The sequence below is a fragment of the Streptomyces sp. 840.1 genome, from assembly GCF_003751445.1.
Classification (GTDB): Bacteria; Actinomycetota; Actinomycetes; order Streptomycetales; family Streptomycetaceae; genus Streptomyces.
The window spans coordinates 2483484-2498951 of sequence record NZ_RJUU01000001.1 but is presented as its reverse complement, the minus strand read 5'-3'; the positions used below and the strand labels follow the sequence as shown (position 1 = coordinate 2498951).

Below are 15468 nucleotides of genomic sequence, written 5' to 3'. Positions count from 1 at the left end.
GTCCGCGGCCACGTCAGCTCACCCGCACTCTCGGGTCGAGGAGGGCCGTGGCGATGTCCGCGAGGATCGCGCCGATCGCGGTCAGGGCGGCGGCGAAGGCGGCCGTCGCGACCGTGCCGTGGACGTCGTTCTTGCTGATGGTCTGGATGAAGTAGCGGCCCATGCCGTTCCAGCCGAAGATCGTCTCGGTGATGACGGCCCCGGTGAAGATGGCCGGGACGCTGAACGCCACGGAGGTCGCCGTCGGGATGAGCGCCGTGCGCAGGGCGTGTCTGCGGACGGCCTGGGTCCGGGTGAGTCCGGTGGCCCGTGCGGTCCGTACGAAGTCGGCGTTGATGGTGTCGAGCAGCAGTGAGCGCTGCGTCAGGTGGTAGCCGACGTAACCCATCAGCGTGAGGGTCAGCGTCGGCAGGATCAGGTGCAGGAATCGGTCGCCGATCGTCGGGAGCAGCCCTTCGACGTTCGGTGAGTTCTCCCCGGCGACGTAGAGGAAGCGCAGCCCCAGATGCTGGTTCAGCCAGATGGCGACGAAGACGACGGCGAGCGCGGCGACGGACGTCGGGATGTTGAACACCGCGATGGAGAAGGCCTGTGACACGCGGTCGGCCCAGCCGTACTGCCTCGACGCCGTGTACACGCCCAGCGATACACCGATCACCACGGACAGGACCGTCGCGATGACGACCAGTTCGGCGCTGACGAGGGAGCGGTAGCCGATCTCGCCGTTGACGGAGACGCCGGTGGGCGAGCTCCCCCAGTCGAAGTGGGTGACCACCGAGCCGAGCCAGTCCCACCATCGCCGCACGACCGGCACCCGCGGGTCCAGGTTGTAGGGCGCCAGCGCGTCGTCGATCCGGGCCTCGCTGCGGACGGGCCGCAGCTCCTTGAAGTTCGAGCGCGGGTCCAGGAACCAACTGGCCAGGAAATAGGTGGCGTTGATCGCGACCACGATCATCAGCAGCCAGCCCGCAGCCTTGCGCGTCACGTAGCGCACCATGCTCGGCACCTCCTGACCGCACGCGAGCGGTGCGCTTCGGGGGCGCCGGGCCGTGGGGACGTATGCATGTGCCGTGGAGCTTTCTGGGGGGACGGGCCGTGAGCACAGATGTGCGGACGTCAGTCTCGGCCGCCCGTGCACGGCACCACCAGAGCGCGGCCGGTCCTGCCATGACACCGACATACCGCTGTAGCAAACAGTCCTGACATGTCACGATATGCTCTCAACTGTTCGGCCCGGGGCGGCCGCAGACCTGCGGTGGCCCCGCCCGATCCCGACAAAAGACCCTAGGGTTGCCCGGGTGGGTGTCAGCGGGGAAGTGCGAGCGAGTACGGGTGACGTCGATGAGCTGCGGCGGGAGGGCGGGGACGGGGAAACGGCCGTACCGCCCTGGTGGCGGCGCCACCTGGTGCCGCTCGTCGCGGTGGCCGTCGTGGTGCCGCTGTACGCCGTGTGGGCGGCCGTCCTGGCGACCGGCGGCGGCGACCTGGCCGCGCAGCTCGCCTGGTCGGGCTTCACCGCGCGCCACCCGGGCTCCGCGTACAACCTGTCCTGGTACGGCGGCATCCACACCGCCGGGTACAGCGTCTTCTCCTCGTACCTGATGGCCTTCCTCGGCGTCCGGACGGTCTCGGTGGCCGCCGGGATCGCCGGATCGTGGCTGATCGCCCTGCTGTTCGTCCGTACCGGGGTGCGCCGGCCGCTGGCCCCCGCGGTCCTCGCCTCGCTGGCCCTGTGGTGCAACGTCGCCTCGGGGCGTACGACGTTCGCACTCGGCGTCGCGATCGGGCTCGTCGCCTGCCTGTACGTCGGCCGCGTCGTGGTCCCGCTCGTGGCCGGGGCGCTGGCGGCGATGGCCAGTCCGGTGGCGGGGCTGTTCCTCGTGGTGGCGGGGGCGGCGTACCTGCTGGACCGGCAGTGGCGCAAGGGCGTCGTCCTGATCGTGCCGTTCTTCGCCGTCGTGGCGGCGGTAGCGCTGCTCTTCCCCGGCGAGGGCGAGCAGCCCATGAACCGGGGCCGGCTGTGGATGCCGCTCATGATCTGCGCCGCGCTGGCCCTCGCGGCGCCGGCGGCCCGGCGGTGGCGCGTCCCGCGCTACGGGGCCGTGGTGTACGCGGTCGGCGTCGTCCTCGTCTTCCTCGTCGCCTCCCCGATCGGGACGAACGTGGAGCGGCTCCTCGGCCTCGTCGCCGTCCCCGTGCTCCTCGCGGCGCTCCTGGAGCTCGTCCGGGAGCGGAACTGGACGCGTACGGTCGTCATCGCCGTGGCCCTCGGGCTGTCCGCCAACTGGCTGGCCGACAAGACCCTGGACGACCTCCGGGTCTCCAACGACGTGCCCGTATGGGCGGCCCGCACGGACGGCGTCGTCAGCGAACTGCGCCGCCTGAACGCCGGCCGGACCCGTGTGGAGGTCGTCCCCGCCCGCAACCACCGCGAGGCGACGGTGCTGGCCCGCCACGTGAACATGGCACGCGGCTGGAACCGGCAGCTCGACGTGGAGCGGGGGCGCCTCTTCTACGACGGGACGCTGTCCCCGGCCACTTACCGTGCCTGGCTGGACCGCTGGGCCGTGGGGTACGTGGTGCTGCACCACGGGCAGCCCGACGGCCCCGCCGAGGCCGAGGCGGCCCTGGTGCGCGGCGGGCTGCCCTGGCTGCGACGGGTGTGGCGGGACGACGGCTGGTCCGTCTACCGGGTGCGCGACGCCGTGCCCCTGGTGCCGGTGCCGGCCGAGGTGGTGAGCGGCGGCGAGGCCGACCTGGTGGTCCGGGTGCCGAGGGCGGGCTCGCTGACGGTGCGGCTGGCGTACTCGCCGTGGCTGCGGGCGCGCGAGGTCGGCGGGCGCGGCGCCGGCGGCTGTCTGCGACAGGACGGCGACTGGACGGAGCTCACCGTGCCCAGGAGCGGCACCTACCGGCTGGACTCGGTCTACGGGCTGCCCCGGGCACGCCACTGCTGAACCGGGTCCCCTGTCCGCCGTCCGGGGTGGTGAGATTTCGGCAACCACCCCGCAATGAAATATCGCGGAAACACCCGGGTCCCCGTTACGAAACGCGCGCCGGTCACGCTCTCCGACAGCCTCTCTGTCGCCCGACCCGCACGCCGTTCCGAGGAGGGACCCCCACAGTGACCCCCGTGAATCTGGCCGCGGCAGGCCTCGACACAGGCGACACCGCCTGGCTGCTGGCCGCCACCGCGCTCGTCCTGCTGATGACTCCGGGCCTGGCGCTGTTCTACGGCGGCATGGTCCGCACGAAGAGCGTCCTGAACATGCTGATGATGAGCTTCGTGTCGATCGCGCTGGTCACGGTCGTCTGGCTGCTCGCCGGCTACTCGCTGGCCTTCGACGGCGACGCGTTCGGCGGCCTGGTCGGCGGCCTCGGCCACCTGGGCATGGCGGGCATCGGTCCCGCGAGCCTCACCGGCAGCGTCCCCACCCTGCTGTTCACCACGTTCCAGCTGACGTTCGCGATCGTCACGGCGGCCCTGATCAGCGGCGCGATCGCGGACCGTACGAGGTTCGCCGCCTGGCTGGTCTTCGTACCGGTGTGGACCCTGCTCGTATACGCTCCCGTCGCCCACTGGGTGTGGGGCCCCGGCGGCTGGATCAAGGACTCGCTGGGTGCGCTGGACTTCGCCGGCGGACTGGTGGTGGAGATCGCCTCCGGGGCGTCCGGGCTGGCGCTCGCGCTGGTGGTCGGGCCGCGCATCGGGTTCAAGAAGGACGCGATGCGCCCGCACAACCTGCCCATGGTGATGCTCGGCGCCGGACTGCTCTGGTTCGGCTGGCTCGGCTTCAACGGCGGTTCGGCCCTGGGCGCCAACGGCCTGGCGGCGGCCTCGATGCTCAACACGCTCGTCGCCGGCTGCACCGGGCTGCTCGGCTGGCTCTTCGTCGAGCAGAAGCGCGACGGCCACCCCACCACCTTCGGCGCCGCCTCGGGCGCGGTCGCCGGGCTCGTCGCGATCACCCCCGCCTGCGGCACGGTCGGCATCGTGGGGGCCGCGGCGGTCGGACTCACGGCCGGGGTCGTCTGCTCCTACGCCGTCGGGTGGAAGTTCCGCCTCGACTACGACGACTCGCTGGACGTGGTCGGCGTGCACTTCGTCGGCGGCATCGTCGGCACGCTGCTCATCGGCCTGTTCGCGACCACCACGATGACCGGCGGCCCGGAGGGGCTGCTCTACGGCGGCGGCGCGGCCCAGCTCGGCCGGCAGGCCGTCGCCGTCCTCGCCGTGGCGGCGTACACCTTCCTCATGACGTACGGGATCGGCAAGGCGATCGACCGGCTGATGGGCCTGCGGGCCTCCGCCGACGAGGAGCTCACCGGCCTCGACCAGACGCTGCACGCCGAGAGCGCCTACGACCACGGCGCCCTCGGCCACGGCGCGGCGCTCGCCACCGACGCCCGCGCGGAGCCTAGGCCCGCTCGGCGGGTTCGTGAGTGATCAGGTCCCCCGGCTGGCAGCCGAGGACCTCGCAGATCCTCGACAGGGTGGAGAAGCGGACCGCCTTGGCCCGCCCGTTCTTGAGCACGGACAGGTTGACGACGGTGATCCCCACCTGCGCGGACAGTTCGGTGAGCGTCATGCCGCGTTCGGCCAGGAGCCGGTCGAGGTGAATACGGATCGAGTGGATTTCGTCCTCGGGCATCAGTCAGACGGTCCCTTCGAGGTCCTCCCGCATGCGCACACCGTCGCGCATGATCCTGCCAAGGATCACACCGGCGAGGCCGGCGAACACCAGAACCAGCGGCCCGGCGACCGTCGGCCCGGAACCCACCACCGGCGCCATCGACCCTACGAGCCAGGACTGCGACCACCCGACGACGAGACCGGCCAGCGGCGTACCGGCTGCGACGACCCAGCCGAGCGTGGTGAGCTGCCGGGCCACCGGCTCGGTGAACGGGCCCTTCTTCAGCACGGTCGTCAGCAGCCGGGAGAAGAGCAGCAGCGCCAGCGCGCCGAACAGCAGCCAGGGCAGCCCGCTCCCGAGGTCGGCCGCGCGCTGGCCCACCGAGGGGCTCTCCTGGCAGAGGCGCGTGAGGCTGCCCGTGGCCTCGACGCCCTTCGCGACCGGCAGGCCTTCCGGCGCCAGCCGGGCGTTGGCCCAGAAGCCCGTCTCCACGCAGACCGCTCCGTCGTCGAGCATGTGCGAGGCACCCTTGCCGAGGAAGGCCAGCCCGCTGAGCACCGCCAGCCCGAAGGTCACGGAGGCCAGCACGCTCGTGAGTCGACTGTTCATCGCATCCCCATCCATCGAATATCGATATGCCCACTGTAGAGGGGCATATCGATAAACGACAAGTGCGGGAACCTTCCGCCCGTCCCGGCGCGATGTGGTCGGGGGCCCTAACGGCGTTGCAGCAGACCGCCGTTCATCGCGACAACGACCGCGCGCGTACGGTCGTTGACGTCGAGCTTGGCGAAGATCCGCAGCAGATGGGTCTTCACCGTCGCCTCACCGATGAACAGCCGCCGGCCGATCTCCCCGTTGGACAGCCCGTCGGCCACCGCGTCCAGCACCTCGGCCTCACGGGCGGTCAGCGTGACCGGCACCGGCCGGCGCATCCTGGCCACCAGCCGCTGGGCGACCCGGGGTGCCAGCACCGTCTCGCCCCGGGAGGCCGCGTGGATGGCGTCGACGAGCTGTTCCCGGGTGGCGTCCTTGAGCAGGTAGCCGGTGGCGCCCGCCTCCACACCGCGCTCGATGTCCGCGTCGGTCTCGTACGTGGTGAGGATCAGGACGCGGGTGGACGTGGGGCCCGCGACGATCTCCGTGGTCGCGCCCACCCCATCCAGGACCGGCATGCGCAGGTCGAGCAGGGCCACGTCCGGCCGGAGCCGCTCGACGAGGCCGACCGCCTCCCGGCCGTCGCCCGCCTCACCGACGATCTCGACGGTGGGCTCGGAGCCCAGCAGGGCGACCAGACCGGCGCGCATCACGGTGTGGTCGTCGGCCAGGATGATGCGCAGCGGGGCGGCGGCTGCCGCGTGGTCTGATGTCATGTCACACCTGGGGCCTGTCGTTCAGAGGGTTCGTGGCTCGGCGGGCCCTGGCTCAGCGGGGTTGTGATGCCCGGCGGGGGCGGTGTGCTCAGCGGGATCGTGGCGAGGATGCGGGTGCCGTCCCCGACCGAGCTGGTGACGGTGAGGCCGCCGCCGAACTCCGCGAGGCGCCGTCGCATGCCGTCCAGCCCGAAGCCGTGGGAGTCCTCGACGACGAACCCGCGCCCGTCGTCGGTGATCTCCAGTTCCGCGCCTTCGGGCTGCCGGGCCAGGACGACGCCCACGGTGGAGGCGGCGGCGTGCTTGCGTATGTTGGCCAGCGACTCCTGGGTGCACCGCAGCAGCGCGATCCGGGTCGGCTGGTCGCACTCGATGTCGGCCAGCTCCGCCGTGACCGTGAGGCCGGTGTCCTCGGTGAAGCGGTCCAGGGTGCGCCGGAGCGTCGTGGCGACCGAGCCGGCGGCCACCCCGCTGCTGGGGGCGGCGCCGACCAGGACCCGGGCCTCGGCCAGGTTCTCCCGGGCCGTCTGCTCGATGGACTGGAGCTGCTGGGCGCTGCGTTCGGTGTCCACCGACAGCTGGGACCTGGCCGCCTCCGCCAGCACGATGATGGAGGCGAAGCCCTGGGCGAGGGTGTCGTGGATCTCCCGGGCGAGCCGTTCGCGTTCCTCCGCGGCGCCCTGCCGCTGGTACACCTCGGCTAGTTCGACCTGCGTGCTCCGCAACTCGGCACGCAGTGCGGCCCGTTCGTCGCGCCGGGCGAGCGCCCGGGGAGTCAGCACCGCCATCACGACGGCGACGGCCCAGACACCGAGGGAGGAGGCCGAGTTGCTGAGGAACACCTCGGCCCGCCCGCCCTCCCGCAGGCTGCCGCCGACCGTGATCGCCAGGGCGCCGAGCCCGGTGGCCAGGATCGCGCCCCTCGGGCTGTCCGCGAAGACGATGAACTGGGTCAGCATCACGGCGTAGAACACCCCGAAGCCGTCCCCGAGGTACGAGACACCGCCCAGCACGACTGCGAGCACGCCGAGATATCCGTACGGGCTCAAGCCCGGGTTGCCGGGCCGCAGCCGCACCAGGGCGTAGCAGAGGGCGAGCACGGCCATCAGCGCGAGCAGTCCGAGCTTGCGTCCCGGGGACGTGCCCCCCAGCAGGGTGATCAGGGTGACCAGGGCGGCCAGCGCCCAGGAGAGCGCCTCCCACCCGTGGAGCACCCAGATCCAGACCGGATCGTCGCGCTGCGGCCGTTGAAGCATGGCCGTCAGATTACGTGCGGGAGAGCGGGAGCGGCAGGTTCGGTGCTCCGCGCACGCCGCCGTGAAGGGCGCAGCGGGCGCCAGGCGCGCTCGCCCAGGAGCAGCAGTGCGGAGGGCAGGATCATCATCCGGATGATGACGGCGTCCAGCAGTACCGCCACCGCGAGGCAGAAGCCCATCTGCTTCATCTCGGTGAGGTGCAGGAAGACGAAGGCGGCGAACACCGTGACCATGACCAGCGCCGCGCTCGTGACCACCTTCGCGGACCGCTCGATGCCGTCGAGCACCGCCTCGCGGGCCGACATCCCGTGCTCCATGGCCTCCTTGATCCGGCTGACGACGAAGACCTGGTAGTCCATCGACAGTCCGAAGAGGATCACGAAGAGGAAGAGCGGCACCCTGGAGGCGATCGCGCCGAGGGAGTCGAAGTCCAGCAGGCTCTCCGCCCAGGTGCCCTGGAAGACCAGCACGAGCGCGCCGAGCGCGGCCGCCGCCGACAGCAGGTTCAGTACGACGCCGATCAGACCGACGACCGCCGAGCGGAAGGCGACCGCCGTGGCCACGAAGGTCAGCAGCAGGAGGAAGCCGATGACGAGCGGCAGCTTGTTCCGCTCGTGGTGCACATAGTCCTGGCCCCGGGCCACGTCACCGCTCACCGCGGTGTCCGCGCCGGCCAACTTGCCGACGGTGGACGGGATGTACTGGTCACGGAGGTGGTCGAGGGACGCGATCGCCTCGTCGGAGGGAGCCGGGTGCGGCACGCCCAGTTCCAGCACGCTGATCCGCCCGTCACCGGAGGTCCGCAGCACCGGCGCGGCGTTCCGCGCGAAGAGCGGGTCCGTCTGGGCCCGGCGCCCGAGCTCCGTCAGGGCCTGCCTGACCTCGGGGGCCCGGCCGGGGGCGGAGCGGGTCACCACCTCGTGCTTGACCAGGAGTTCGGGGAACTCGGCGGTGAGCCGGTCGTAGACCTGCATGGCCGGGATGTCGCGGGAGAAGGTGTCCTTGCCCGGGTCGATGAGCTTCAGCCCCAGCGCGGGCGCGGCCACGGCGAGCATCACGAGCACGGACACGCACAGGGTGATCGCCGGGTGCTTCCGGGCGGGGCGCAGGAGGGCGCCGAACACCCGGCCGTTCTCGGGCTTCGCGCTCTTCGTCACGGCGGGTGTGCCGCGCTCGGCCCGCCGGGCGGCCTTCTTGGCGGCACGCCGTTCGGCGCGGTGGCCGAGCTTGACGAGCAGGGCGGGCAGCACGGTGAGCGAGCTGATCACGGCGACGGCGACGACCAGGATGGTGCCGGTCGCCAGTGAGGAGAAGATGACGTCCGTGGCGAGGTACAGGGTGGCGGTGGAGACGATCACCGCGAGGCCGGAGACCACCACGGCACGGCCCGCCGTCGCCGCGGCCAGCTCCACCAAGGCCTCCGGGCCGAGCCGGCCCTTGGCGCGGGCCCGCTCCTCGCGTTCGCGCTTGAGGTAGAAGAGCGTGTAGTCGACGCCGACCGCGAGTCCGATGAGCAGGATCATGTTGGTGCCGACGCCCGGGTCGGGCATCAGGTGCGAGGCCAGCATGGCCAGGCCCATCGTGGCGGCGATCGAGGAGAGCGCCAGCAGCAGCGGCACCCCGGCCATCACGGCGGAGCCGAACACGATCAGCAGGATGACGAGCGTGACCGGCAGGGTGAGGCGCTCGGAGAGCGCGAGATCCTTGCCGCGCTGGTCGTTGACGCCCTTGGAGATGGCAGGCGACCCGGTCTCCTCCACGATCAGCCCCGGGTGGGCGTCGGCCGCCTTCCCGGTCGCGTCGAGGAGCGGGACGACGTTCTTCTTGCCGTCGAGCTCGGCGCCCTTCATCACCACGGTCACCCGCAGTGCGGTGCCGTCCTTCGAGCGGACCGGCGGAGCGACCTCCTGGACCTCCGCGAGCGCGCTCATCCTGGCGGTGACGTCATGGGCGGCGGCGGTGGCCTCCGCGCTGTCCAGGGGGCCGGAGGCGGACCGGATCAGGATGTGCTCGGTGGGCCTGCGCTGGAGGCCGGCGTCGGTGGCCATCGACTCGGCCTGGCCGGCCTCACCGACCCAGAAGTCCTCGGTGGTGGCCGGGTTGTTGCCTGCCGTGATGCCCGCGCCGAGGCACAGCAGCACGAAGAGGAACCAGCCGACGATCGCTTTCCACGGGTGCCGCGCACTCCAGCGGGCCATGCGTACGGGTCGTATTCTCATGCGGTAAATGCTCGTCCGCGAGGCCCCTCGCCCGGCAGCCCCGCCCGGTGGAACCCGGTGTCCACCGACCGGTGGACAAGGCCCCGGGGGCCTTCCCCCGTACCCGGCCGGTGCGCGACCTCGGAGTCAGGCGGCGGACCCGGCGTCGAGCCGGGCCCTGAGCCCCGCCTTCGCCTGCGGCCACTCGTCGGCGAGCAGCGAGAAGTACACGGTGTCGCGCCAGCTGCCGTCCGGGCGGCGGCGGTGGCGCCGCAGCACCCCTTCGCGCCGGGCACCGAGGCGTGCGATCGCCGCCTGGGACCGCTCGTTGAGGTGATCGGTCTTCAACTGAACCCGCCCCATGCCGAGTTCCTCGAAGGCGTGGGTGAGCAGGAGCAGCTTGGTCTCGGTGTTGACGGCCGAGCGCCAGTACGCGCGGCCGTACCAGGTCCAGCCGATCTCCAGGCGCTCGTCGGCCACGTCGATGTCCATGTACGTGGTCCAGCCGATGGCCCGGCCGCCGGCGAGGTCGATGACGGCGAACGGGACACACGCGCCCCGCCGCGCGTCCGCGAGCAGGTCCGCCATCTTCTCGCCGAGCTCCTCCCGGGTGCGCGGGGCCGGTCCGCCCTGCCAGCGCCAGACCTCCTCGTCACCGCCGCCCGAGGCGAAGAGGCCGTCGAGGTGGTCCGGGGACAGCGGCTCCAGGCGTACGTGGCGGCCGGTCAGGGTCACGGGGTGCGGAGGTGTGGCAGACATGCCGGAACCATAACCCGGTTCGAACTAGACAGAAAATGAATATGTACTAGCGCAATGAGGCGCCACGGTGTGGTCCCGCCGTTTCACCGCGTCCTGCGCAGGGCCGCCGTCGCCGCCCGGATCGCGGGCAGCTCGGCGTACAGCGCCTCGCCCGGACAGGTGGTCTGGTACGCGTCGCGGTGGCCGGATATGACGTTCAGCACGGCGGCCGTGCCCTTGGGGAACCGGCTCGCGTCGTTCGTCGAGACCAGCCGGACCTTGCCGCGCGGATCGATGCCCGGCAGCAGCTTCCACGCGGCCACCTTCGCCAGCGCCCGCATCAGGACCGGCGGCACCGTGGCCCCCCGGCCGTAGTTGCCCAGCACCGCTATGCCCACGCTGTCGGCGTTGAAGCCCGTGGTGTGCGCGCCGCGCACCGAACGCCGGACGCCGCCCGCCCGGCCCTCGTAGATCGTCCCGCACCGGTCGACGAGGAAGTTGTAGCCGATGTCGTCCCAGCCGTTGCCCTTGATGTGGGACTCCTCCACCGCGCGCAGCATCCGGGGCACGTCCGCGCAGTCGTAGTCGTTGGACTCCCCGGTGTGGTGGATGAAGACCGCCCGCACCGCGCCCGTGTAGACCGCGGGCTCCCTGACCAAGTGCTCGTCGGCGTGCCAGGCAGCCCGGCTGACTATCGCGGGCTGCGGCACGCCGTGCGGCACCGGGCGCGGCCGCTCGTGGGCGGCGGCGGCCGGCATGGGCAGCGCGAACCGCACCGGGGCGTCCCGCAGCACCAGCAGGGTGAGCGGGAGGACCGCGGCGCCCAGCGCGACTCGACGGGGCCACATGGGACCACCCTGCGGCCTGCCGGTCACGTCCGCAGATGCGGTGGCCGATCGGGTGAACCGCCCGGCACGCCCCCGCGGGGGCCCCACGATATTCTGGGGGCGAGCGGCGCCGGAGACGGCCGCCGCGCGGCGGTGGGGCCCGCCGTACCCGAACCGCGGCCGCGGACAGCGGCCGCCAACGGTCCCTACTTGCGTACGAGCGCGCCCGCGTCCGGCGGGTGCCCCGGCAGGTAGGAGAAGCGTGCCCACCAGACCCACCGGAACCACCCCGCCCACCGGACCCCTGAACCCGCAGGCCCCGGTCGTCGCCGTGGTCGCGCTCGGCGGCGCCGCCGGCGCGTGCGCCCGCTACGGGGCGTCACTGCTCTGGCCCACGGCGGGCGACGGATTCCCGTGGACGACCCTCGTGGTCAACGTCATCGGCTGCGCGGTGATCGGCGTGTTCATGGTGGTGATCAGCGAGGTCTGGGCCGCCCACCGCCTGGTGCGGCCGTTCTTCGGTACGGGGGTGCTGGGCGGGTTCACGACCTTCTCCACCTACGCCGTGGACATCCAGCGCCTCGTCGACGGCGGCCGGGCCCGCAGCGGTCTGGCGTATCTGGGACTGACACTGCTCGCGGCCCTCGCGGCGGTGTGGAGCGCGGTGTGGCTGACACGCCGCGTGCTGGCGTGGAGGCAGTCATGACGACATCGAGGACCGAGCGTGCCCTGCGGCTGACCGTCCTGGTCGGGGAGTCCGACAGCTGGCACCACCGGCCGGTCTACACCGAGATCGTGCACCGGGCGCACGCGGCGGGACTGGCGGGCGCCAGCGTGTTCCGGGGCATCGAGGGCTTCGGTGCCTCCTCGATGATCCACACCCAGCGGCTGCTCTCGCTGAGCGAGGACCTGCCGGTGGCGGTGGTGATCGTGGACGCCGAGGAGAAGGTGCGCGCGTTCCTGCCGCTGATCGAGGAGCTGACCGGCGACAGCCCGGTCGTCCTGGACGCCTGCGAGCTGGTGCGGCGCGGCGAGCCGGAGGAGCCCCGGTGAACTGGCTCCTGGTGATCGCCGGCGCGGCCGTCGGCGCCCCGCTGCGCTACCTGACCGACCGGGCGGTGCAGTCCCGGCACGACACCGTCTTCCCCTGGGGAACGTTCACGGTGAACGTGGCGGGCTGCCTGGTGCTGGGGGTGCTGACCGGCGCGGTGACGGCGGGGGCCGCCTCGTCCCACGTACAGCTGCTGCTCGGCACCGGGCTCTGCGGGGCCCTGAGCACCTACTCCACCTTCAGCTACGAGACGCTGCGGCTGGCCGAGGACGGCGCGCGGTTCTACGCGGCGGCCAACGTGGTCGCGAGCGTGGTGGCGGGTCTCGGCGCGGTCTTCGCCGGCGTCGCGCTCGCCGAAGCGCTCTGGGGCTGACCGCCGCACCGCCCACGACGCGCCGGGGCCCGGCTCCCCCGGGAGGGAACCGGGCCCCGGCGTGCGGTGACTCAGCTGTGCGGTGTGGTTCAGGCGTCCTGTCCGGGGGTGCCCAGCGCCGCCGAAGCGGCCTCCATGGGGCTGAGCTCCACCGGAGCGGCGGGCGCCGGCACGGACCGGCAGGTGAAGCCGAGGCGCCCCAGCGCCCTGGTCACCTCACCGGCGGTGAAGTCGCGCCGGTCCTGGCGGGTGATGACCTCGCCCACCTGCTTGACCGGGTAGACACGACGGCTGATGATCACCGAGTCCCCGGTGACGGGTTCGGGCTTGATGCCCTTCATCGATGCCTCGACCTCATGCTTGAAGAGGTCGAAGGGGAAGCGGGCGATGACGCAGCGCATAGTGCCTCAACGGGGTCGGGGAGCGGAACCGGACGGGAACGCGGGTATCGGTCAGGCGGCGCGGTTGCCGGAGGCCCGGCGCTGAGCGCCGCCGCCCCGCGGCGAGGAGGCCGAGGAGACCGACGCCGAGGAGGACGACGAGGTGCGCCGGGCCTGGGCCGGACGGCTGCGCCGGCCGCGCGAGGAGGAGCCGCCCTTGGGGCGCTCCGACACCGGCGAGGTGATGACGACGGGCACGCCCGAGGGCGCCTGAGCACCGGTGATCCGGCTGAGCTCGGCCTCTCCGGAGCGGACCTGGGCGATCTGCGGGGTGATCCCGGCGTCGGCCATCAGGCGGGTCATCTCGCGGCGCTGGTTGGGCAGCACCAGCGTGACGACACTGCCGGACTCCCCGGCGCGGGCGGTACGGCCGCCTCGGTGCAGGTAGTCCTTGTGGTCGCTCGGCGGGTCGACGTTGACGACCAGGTCGAGGTTGTCGACGTGGATGCCGCGCGCCGCGACGTTGGTGGCGACCAGCACCGTGACGTGCCCGGTCTTGAACCGGGTCAGGGTGCGGGTGCGCTGCGGCTGCGACTTCCCGCCGTGCAGCGCCGCCGCCCGGACCCCGCTGTTGAGCAGGTGGTCGGTGAGCTTGTCCACGGCGTGCTTGGTGTCCAGGAACATGATCACGCGGCCGTCGCGGGCGGCGATCTCCGTCGTGGTGGCGTACTTGTCGGCGCCGTGGACGTAGAGCACGTGGTGCTCCATCGTCGTGACCGCGCCGGCGGCCGGGTCGACCGAGTGGACGACCGGGTCGTGCAGGTAGCGGCGCACCAGCAGGTCGACGTTGCGGTCCAGGGTGGCCGAGAACAGCATCCGCTGGCCCTCCGGCTGCACCTGGTCCAGCAGCTCGGTGACCTGCGGCATGAAGCCCATGTCGGCCATCTGGTCGGCCTCGTCCAGGACCGTGATGGAGACCCGGTCCAGCGAGCAGTCGCCGCGCTCGATCAGGTCCTTCAGCCGGCCCGGCGTGGCGACGACGACCTCGGAGCCGCCGCGCAGCGCCGCGGACTGCCGGCCGATCGACATGCCGCCGACGACGGTGGCCAGCCGCAGCTTGAGCGAGCGGGCGTACGGGGTGAGCGCGTCGGTGACCTGCTGGGCCAGTTCCCGGGTGGGGACGAGCACCAGGGCCAGCGGGCGCCGGGCGTCGGCGCGGCGGCCCTCGATGCGGGCCAGCAGGGCCAGACCGAAGGCGAGCGTCTTGCCGGAGCCGGTACGGCCCCGGCCCAGCACGTCACGGCCGGCCAGCGAGTTCGGCAGCGTGGCCCCCTGGATCGGGAACGGCACCGTGACGCCCTCGTTGGCGAGCGCCGACAGCAGCTGCGCGGGCATCTCGAGATCGGCGAAGGCCTCCACGGCCGGCAGCGCCGGGGTGATGGTCGTCGGCAGTGCGAACTCGCCCTGCTTGGCAGCGGGCCTGCGGCCGTAGCCACCGCCGCCACCGGAGCGCTGGGCCGGGGCGCCGAAACGGCCCTGGCCGCCCTGGCGGCCCGGGGCCTGCGAGCGGAAGCCGCCTCCCGAGCGTGAGCCGCCGGAAGTGCGGGAATAACGGTCATTCGAGCGGGCTGTGCGGTCGCGGTTCATAGGAACCCTCCCTCGATATGGCGCGTATCGAGGAATTCATTGCGGCGACGAGCGGCACAAGAATCGCAAGAACGGGCCGTTGGCATACGTGAACGAAGCCCGGCAGCCGGTCTTGAGCCGATACGGGCCCGGCCGAACCGGGTCCGGTGCTTCGCAATGACGGGACGAGCGGGCCGCAGAGCGGTCCGGCAGGTCATGTCATGGGGCCCCGGCGGGCCGGTTTTCCGGTCCGGGGGCCATGGCGGATCGTCCGCCGCACGGTGAAGATCGTGGTCCGGGCGCCTGCCCGGCGGCTCGTGGCGGTCGTACACCGGCACGGCATCGCTCGGGGGTGGACCCGGGAAAGCAACGAGCTGGGGCCCGCACCCCAAGGTGCGGGCCCCAGCTGCGCGAAAGCATCTCAGCGCGTGAGCGCCGGAGCAATCAGATTCACGCGGGGGTGATGTTCTCCGCCTGCGGGCCCTTCTGGCCCTGCGTGACGTCGAAGTTCACCTTCTGGCCCTCCTGCAGCTCACGGAAGCCGCTGGCGGCGATGTTCGAGTAGTGGGCGAAGACGTCAGCGCCGCCACCATCCTGCTCGATGAAGCCGAAGCCCTTTTCCGCGTTGAACCACTTGACGGTGCCAGTAGCCATGTTTTATCTCCTTCTGGGGCAGAGCCCGGGGACTCGCACTGTGCCAGTCCCGCGTCGCCGCGATGATTACCCCATCCGGATAATGAACCGGAAATACAAAAGTGCACCCATCAGCCCATTTAGCTGAGGAGAGCACTTGGAGTCTTTGGGAACCACAACTGCAACTGAGATCTACAGTAGCACAATGAATGCGAGCGGGCGCGGCAAGTAATTACACTCCACCCGGCGTGTCATAAACCCTCATCGCACATTGCGTAAAATTCTGTGCTTGTCGCTGTAGATATTCGCGGCCGAACGGGTCGGTAGTTGACCGCCCGGTGGGCCGGCGGACGGGTCCGCCGGCCCACCGGGCCGGAAC

16 protein-coding genes are annotated in these 15468 nt (G+C 71.8%); 5 read left to right on the top strand and 11 right to left on the bottom strand.

The window, feature by feature from the left end; genetic code table 11:
- Positions 1–13 precede the first annotated feature (13 nt).
- On the bottom strand, positions 14–997 hold the full coding sequence (locus EDD93_RS11430; protein ID WP_123525053.1) for an ABC transporter permease: 984 nt from the start codon (positions 995–997) through the stop codon (positions 14–16).
- Positions 998–1406: 409 nt separating this feature from the next.
- On the opposite strand from EDD93_RS11430, the gene EDD93_RS11425 reads away from it, so the two are divergent.
- A complete protein-coding gene (locus EDD93_RS11425; protein ID WP_123525052.1) occupies positions 1407–2957 on the top strand; it encodes a hypothetical protein in 1551 nt (516 codons plus the stop codon).
- Between the two features lie 167 nt (positions 2958–3124).
- On the top strand, positions 3125–4447 hold the full coding sequence (locus tag EDD93_RS11420) for an ammonium transporter (RefSeq protein WP_123525051.1): 1323 nt from the start codon (positions 3125–3127) through the stop codon (positions 4445–4447).
- Here the strand turns inward: EDD93_RS11420 and EDD93_RS11415 are convergent.
- The 7 genes from EDD93_RS11415 to EDD93_RS11385 all read right to left on the bottom strand — a co-directional run bounded on the left by EDD93_RS11415 (position 4419) and on the right by EDD93_RS11385 (position 11047).
- The gene (locus EDD93_RS11415; protein ID WP_123525050.1) at positions 4419–4652 is read right to left on the bottom strand and encodes a helix-turn-helix transcriptional regulator; all 234 of its coding nucleotides are present in this window, start codon (positions 4650–4652) and stop codon (positions 4419–4421) included. The genes EDD93_RS11420 and EDD93_RS11415 overlap by 29 nt on opposite strands.
- Before the next feature lie 3 nt (positions 4653–4655).
- Positions 4656–5243, bottom strand: coding sequence for a DUF2975 domain-containing protein (locus tag EDD93_RS11410; protein WP_123525049.1), 588 nt, complete (start codon positions 5241–5243; stop codon positions 4656–4658).
- A gap of 107 nt (positions 5244–5350) precedes the next feature.
- Positions 5351–6007 carry a response regulator transcription factor gene (locus EDD93_RS11405; protein WP_123525048.1) on the bottom strand — a complete coding sequence of 219 codons (657 nt, stop codon included), beginning with the start codon at positions 6005–6007 and terminating at the stop codon, positions 5351–5353.
- Positions 6004–7263 (bottom strand): sensor histidine kinase, encoded by a 1260-nt coding sequence (locus EDD93_RS11400; protein WP_123525047.1) that lies wholly within the window; start codon positions 7261–7263, stop codon positions 6004–6006. The genes EDD93_RS11405 and EDD93_RS11400 overlap by 4 nt, the downstream gene beginning before the upstream one ends.
- 5 nt (positions 7264–7268) lie before the next feature.
- Positions 7269–9482 carry an MMPL family transporter gene (locus EDD93_RS11395; RefSeq protein WP_123525046.1) on the bottom strand — a complete coding sequence of 738 codons (2214 nt, stop codon included), beginning with the start codon at positions 9480–9482 and terminating at the stop codon, positions 7269–7271.
- Between the two features lie 126 nt (positions 9483–9608).
- On the bottom strand, positions 9609–10220 hold the full coding sequence (locus EDD93_RS11390) for a GNAT family N-acetyltransferase (RefSeq protein WP_123525045.1): 612 nt from the start codon (positions 10218–10220) through the stop codon (positions 9609–9611).
- An 83-nt stretch (positions 10221–10303) separates the two neighbouring features.
- Positions 10304–11047: a peptidoglycan recognition protein gene (locus EDD93_RS11385; RefSeq protein WP_123525044.1), complete on the bottom strand. Its 744-nt coding sequence runs from the start codon at positions 11045–11047 to the stop codon at positions 10304–10306.
- 241 nt (positions 11048–11288) lie between these two features.
- On the opposite strand from EDD93_RS11385, the gene crcB (EDD93_RS11380) reads away from it, so the two are divergent.
- The 3 genes from crcB (EDD93_RS11380) to crcB (EDD93_RS11370) are packed head-to-tail and all read left to right on the top strand — an operon-like array spanning position 11289 to position 12450.
- A complete protein-coding gene (crcB, locus tag EDD93_RS11380; RefSeq protein WP_123525043.1) occupies positions 11289–11732 on the top strand; it encodes a fluoride efflux transporter CrcB in 444 nt (147 codons plus the stop codon).
- Entirely contained in the window at positions 11729–12079 is a 351-nt protein-coding gene (locus tag EDD93_RS11375) for a DUF190 domain-containing protein (protein WP_123525042.1), read from the top strand. The genes crcB (EDD93_RS11380) and EDD93_RS11375 overlap by 4 nt, the downstream gene beginning before the upstream one ends.
- Positions 12076–12450, top strand: coding sequence for a fluoride efflux transporter CrcB (crcB, locus tag EDD93_RS11370; protein ID WP_123525041.1), 375 nt, complete (start codon positions 12076–12078; stop codon positions 12448–12450). The genes EDD93_RS11375 and crcB (EDD93_RS11370) overlap by 4 nt, the downstream gene beginning before the upstream one ends.
- Before the next feature lie 89 nt (positions 12451–12539).
- Here the strand turns inward: crcB (EDD93_RS11370) and EDD93_RS11365 are convergent, their stop codons facing one another.
- The 3 genes from EDD93_RS11365 to EDD93_RS11355 all read right to left on the bottom strand — a co-directional run bounded on the left by EDD93_RS11365 (position 12540) and on the right by EDD93_RS11355 (position 15110).
- Positions 12540–12851, bottom strand: a complete 312-nt coding sequence (locus tag EDD93_RS11365) for an SCO5918 family protein (RefSeq protein WP_123525040.1) — start codon at positions 12849–12851, stop codon at positions 12540–12542.
- Positions 12852–12902: 51 nt separating this feature from the next.
- A complete protein-coding gene (locus EDD93_RS11360) occupies positions 12903–14477 on the bottom strand; it encodes a DEAD/DEAH box helicase (protein ID WP_123525039.1) in 1575 nt (524 codons plus the stop codon).
- Between the two features lie 429 nt (positions 14478–14906).
- Entirely contained in the window at positions 14907–15110 is a 204-nt protein-coding gene (locus EDD93_RS11355) for a cold-shock protein (RefSeq protein WP_015609674.1), read from the bottom strand.
- Positions 15111–15468: the final 358 nt, after the last annotated feature.